Source organism: Inquilinus limosus MP06, assembly GCF_000767795.1.
GTDB classification, from domain to species: Bacteria; Pseudomonadota; Alphaproteobacteria; order DSM-16000; family Inquilinaceae; genus Inquilinus; species Inquilinus limosus_E.
Map to the genome: position 1 here is coordinate 1 of NZ_JANX01000503.1, position 4,733 is coordinate 4,733.

Consider the following 4,733-nt stretch of genomic DNA (forward strand, 5'->3'; position numbering starts at 1 on the left):
GCGGTCACGACAGGCGCTCCACCAGCTTCACGCGCGGGTCGAGCGCCGCATAGGCGAAGTCGACCAGCAGGTTGATCACCACGAAGATGAAGGTCACCAGCATGACGTAGGAGACGATGACCGGGCGATCGAGCTGGTAGATGCTGGTGATCAGCAGCTTGCCCATGCCCGGCCAGGCGAAGACCGTCTCGGTGATGGTCGAGAAGGCCAGCAGCGAGCCGAACTCCATGCCCAGGATGGTCACGATCGGGCTCAGGATGTTGCGCAGGATGTGGCGGCGGACGATGCGCCGGCTGCCGACACCCTTGGCGCGGGCGAATTTGACGTAGTCCTGGTTGCGGGCCTCCGCGGCGCCGGCGGCGGTCAGCCGGATCATCAGCGCGATGTTGGGGATCGACAGGTTCAGTACGGGCATCGCCAGGTGCCGCCACCCGTCGAGGGTCAGGAAGCTGAAGGGAATGCCGAGGACCGCGACCGTGTCGCCGCGGCCGGAGGCGGGCAGGAGGCGCAGCCAGACGGCGAAGACCAGGATCAGCACCAGCCCCTTCCAGAAGCTTGGGATCGAATAGCCGAAGATCGAGCCCGTCATCACCGCGCTGGAGAGGCGGCTGCCGTCGTTCAGCCCGACCCACAGGCCGATCGGAATGCCGATCAGGCTGGCGACCAGCAGCGACAGCGTCACCAGCTCGAAGGTCGCGGGCAGCCGGGTCAGGATCAGGCGCAGCGCCGGTTCGCCGTGGACGAAGGACGTGCCCATGTCGCCATGCAGCCCGTTCCACAGGAAGGTGGCGTATTGCGTCCAGATCGGCTGGTCGAGGCCCAGCCGCGCAATCAGCTCCTGCCGCTCCAGCTGGGTGGCGTCGGGGCTGATCAGCAGGTCGGCGGGGTTGCCGATGGCATAGACCGCGAGGAACACGGCCACGGACACGGCGAAGAGCACCGCGATGCTCTGCAGAAGGCGCTGGAAGGCGTAGAGCGTCATGTCTGCCGGGACCGGTGGAGGGGATGCCGGCGCGCCAAGCGCGCCGGCCTCGGAACGGGACGGCGGTCAGTCCGACGCGGCCATGGTGATGTCCTGGGCCAGCGTGTACTGGTCCATCCGCCCCTCGTAGTGCAGCCCCTTGCGGAAGGCCCAGAGCGAGCTTTCGAAGTGCAGCGGGATGAAGCCGAGCTTGTCCATCGCCATCTGCGTGGCCTGGCGCAGCAGCTCGGCCCGCTTGGTCTCGTCGACCGTCCCGATGGCCTGGATCAGCACCTTGTCGAAATCCGGGTCGGACCAGGCGCCGTAATTCGAGGCGCCGATGCCGAGCGAGTCATTGTCCGTTGTCACGTATTGCCGCAGGAACGACGCGGCGCCACCGCTGGTCGAGCCCCAGCCGCCCATCGCGAAGCTGAACTCCCGCTTGGCGCGCCGGGTGAAGAAGATCGAGCTGGTCATGGCGTCGAGCTTGGTCCGGATGCCGACGCGGGTCAGGAACTGCGCCACCGCCTGGGCGACCTGGGAATCGTTGATGTAGCGATTGTTGGTCGCGTGCAGCGTGACGTCGAAGCCGTCGGGATAGCCGGCCTCGGCCAGCAGCGCCTTGGCCTGGGCGGGGTCGTAGGGCAGCGGCTTCGGGTCGGGGAGGGCGCCGAACATCGTGCTCGGCACGAACTGATAGGCGGGCTCGGCGAAGCCGTCCATGATCCGGCTGACGATGGCCTTGCGGTCGATCGCCATCGACATGGCCTTGCGTACGCGCTCGTCCTGGAACGGGTTGGCGCCGGTCTTGGTCTCGATGAACGGGCTCTTGTCGCGCCCGATATCCATCTGCAGGAAGATCACCCGGCTCGATTCCTTCGAGGCATAGGCCAGGTCGTCGCGTTGCTTGATCTGCGCGATGTCGCGGGCGGCCGGCGCGTCGATGAAGTCGTAGTCGCCCGACAGCAGCCCGGCGAGGCGCGGGCCGTCGGACGGCACCGGCACGAACTTCACATGGTCCCATTCCGGCGCCTTGCCGAAGTAATGGGGATTGTGGCTGAGGGTGATGCCGCTGCCATGTTCGTACTTGTCGAGCAGGAACGGCCCGGTGCCGATCGCGTCCTTGCCGGAATTGAAGTCGTCGACACTCGGCCAGGGGCCGGTGACGCCGCATTTGTTGGCGAGGTCGAAGGTGATCTTGCCGTGCTGGACGATGCCCTCGCTCAGGATCGCGATCTCGGCCACCAGCTCGGGCAGCAGCGGTTCCACCGCCTTGGTGGTGATGCGCAGCGTGTAGGGATCCGGCGCCTCGACCGAGGCGAAGTTGCGGACCTCGTCCGAGAACGACGCGTTGACGCTGCCCTCGTTGTTCATCACCCGGCAGAAGGTGAAGATCACGTCGTCGGCGTTGAAGTCCGAGCCGTCCGAGAACTTCACGTCGTCGCGCAGCTTGAAGACCCAGCTGTGGTCGTCTTCCGCCTTCCAGGATTTGGCGAGATCCGGCTTGATGGCGTTGTTCGCGTCGGAGGCGCCGAGCGCGGAGAAGATGTGCAGCGCCAGGGCATTGTTCGACGAGACGTCGTGATAATGCGGGTCGGCGGCGGACGGCTCGGCCGCCTGGCCGATCGTCAGGTCCTTGGCCGAAGCCGCGCCGGTTGCGAGCAGCAGAAGCGCTGCAGCGTAGGTTGCCCAGTGCCGGATTTCCACGGGAAGCCCCCTCTGGCTGTGTGCGTCTTGCATTGACGAACAATTTTTTTCGTCGCAATGAAAAGCGTGAAAAATCTAGGAGTCAAGAGCGAGCGCGCGGATGGGCAGGGTTTATTACTCCGAGGTCGCGCAGCTGGTCGCGAAGGCCTATGACCGGCTCAGCCCCGGCCATCGCCGCATCGCCGATTTCATCCTCAGGCATCCGACCGAAGCCGCGACGCTGAACAATGTCGAGCTGGCGGCCCGCTGCGAGGTCTCCAACGCGACCGCCAACCGCTTCCCCAAGGCGATCGGCTTCTCGGGCTTTGCCGAATTCCGGAACTCCCAGCGCGACGCGCTGCGAACCGATCTGTCGCCGGCGACCAAGCTGCGGGAGGAGATCGACGAGACCGCGGGTCCGTTCGACGTGATTCAGGACGGGCTGCGGCAGGATTTGGCGAATCTGAACCGGACCCTGGCCGGCATCGACGAGGAGAGCTGTGCCCGGGCGATCGAGTTGATTCTCATCGCGGAGCGGATCTTCGCCTTCGGCATGGGGTTGAGCCGGCATGTGGCGGGGCTGCTGATCCATGGGCTGGAGCCGTTCTGCCGGGGCAATGCGACGGAGATGGGGGCCGGCGGCGGGGCCAATTCGGCCATGCGGCGGGTGGTGCATTGCGGACCACGGGACCTGTTGATCCTGGCGTCCTTTCCGCGCTACTCGGCCGAGACGCTGGATATCGCGAGGATCGGCCGCGAGAACGGGGCCATGATCATCTGCCTGACTGACCGGCCGACCAGCCCACTGACGAAATACGCCGACGTCGTCTTCTACGCCCAGGCCGAACGGGCGCTGCTGCCAAATTCGGCCACGGCGGCGGTGGCAATCGCTGAGGGCATCATCGCCGCGGTCTCCAATCGCCGCTCCGAAGGAATCGACGTGCATCGGAAGCTGGCCGAGAGCTATCGACCGGAGTGACGCTGCTGTATCCGGCAGATCAGGCGCCGCCGCTCGGCTTCTCGGAGACGACGCTCCAGCGTGTCGCTGACGGCGAGGGCGGCCGGGTGGGCGATCATGGGTGGATTTGGTCTTACGGAAAGTTAATAAAGAATTCAGAATTCTGAGTATTACGGCCGGTTCTTTTCTTGCTGATGCTGCGGCATCCTGTCCTTGCCGCCGCTTCGCTCATTGACACCTTTACTTCCGACAAAATCTCTAGGGGGCGGCGCCGGGCTTGTTCCGGTGCCGCGTCCCGTGGGGATCCCTGCCGATGCCGGAGCTGAACTGGGGCGTCTTCGACCTCAACCTGCTGGTCGTGTTCGACGCGGTGATGAACGAGCGCAGCGTGACCCGCGCGGGCGCCCGCATCGGCCTGAGCCAGCCGGCGATGAGCCATGCCCTGGCGCGGCTGCGCCATCTGCTGAAGGACGAGCTGTTCATCCGCAGCCCGCATGGCATGATGCCGACGGCGCGGGCCGAGGAGATCGCGGCCCCGGTCCGCCGCGCGCTGGGCGACCTGCAGCTCTCGCTGCACGCCCCGGCCTTCGATCCCGCGGCGGCCACTCATAGCTTCCGCATCGCGGTCGACACCTACAGCGCCGTGGTGCTGGCCCCGGCGATCGTCGCCCGCTGCGCCGCCCTCGCCCCCGGAATGGTGCTCGACATCCGCGCCAGCGGCATGCTGAACGCGCCGGACCGGCTCGACCGCGGCGATCTCGACCTGGCGATCGGCGCCGCCGAGCCGGACGGCGAGCGCTTCGTCCGGCACCGCCTGCTGCGCGATGATTTCGTCGCCCTTCTGGGGCACGGCCTCGCCGGCACCGGCCGGACGCTGACCGCCGCCGGTTTCGCGGCGCTGCCGCATGTCGAGGTCTCGTCCCTGTCGGAGGAGCTGGGTTTCCTGGACCGCACCCTGGCCGGGCTCGGCCTGCAGCGCCGGATCGCGCTGCGCGTCCCGCTGCTGTCGGCCGGGCCGGTGCTGGCCGGGGCGCCGATGGTGGCGGTGCTGCGCCGGCACCTGGCCGAACGCCTGGCGCGGGACCATGGGCTGGAGGTGCGGCCGCTGCCGCTGGCATCGCCGCGGGT

At 67.1% G+C, this 4,733-nt stretch carries 4 protein-coding genes; 2 read left to right on the top strand and 2 right to left on the bottom strand.

Translation table 11 applies throughout. The features are described 5' to 3' along the window. Nucleotides 1-4 precede the first annotated feature (4 nt). Nucleotides 5-982, bottom strand: a complete 978-nt coding sequence (locus P409_RS27020) for an ABC transporter permease (RefSeq protein ID WP_034845701.1) — start codon at nucleotides 980-982, stop codon at nucleotides 5-7. Nucleotides 983-1,048: 66 nt separating this feature from the next. Then, nucleotides 1,049-2,668, bottom strand: coding sequence for an ABC transporter substrate-binding protein (locus tag P409_RS27025; protein ID WP_034845702.1), 1,620 nt, complete (start codon nucleotides 2,666-2,668; stop codon nucleotides 1,049-1,051). 100 nt (nucleotides 2,669-2,768) lie between these two features. On the opposite strand from P409_RS27025, the gene P409_RS27030 reads away from it, so the two are divergent. Next, nucleotides 2,769-3,626, top strand: coding sequence for a MurR/RpiR family transcriptional regulator (locus P409_RS27030; RefSeq protein ID WP_052121448.1), 858 nt, complete (start codon nucleotides 2,769-2,771; stop codon nucleotides 3,624-3,626). Nucleotides 3,627-3,918: 292 nt separating this feature from the next. Continuing rightward, nucleotides 3,919-4,733, top strand: an 815-nt coding sequence (locus tag P409_RS27035) for a LysR family transcriptional regulator (protein ID WP_034845703.1), incomplete at its 3' end; no start/stop codon positions are given.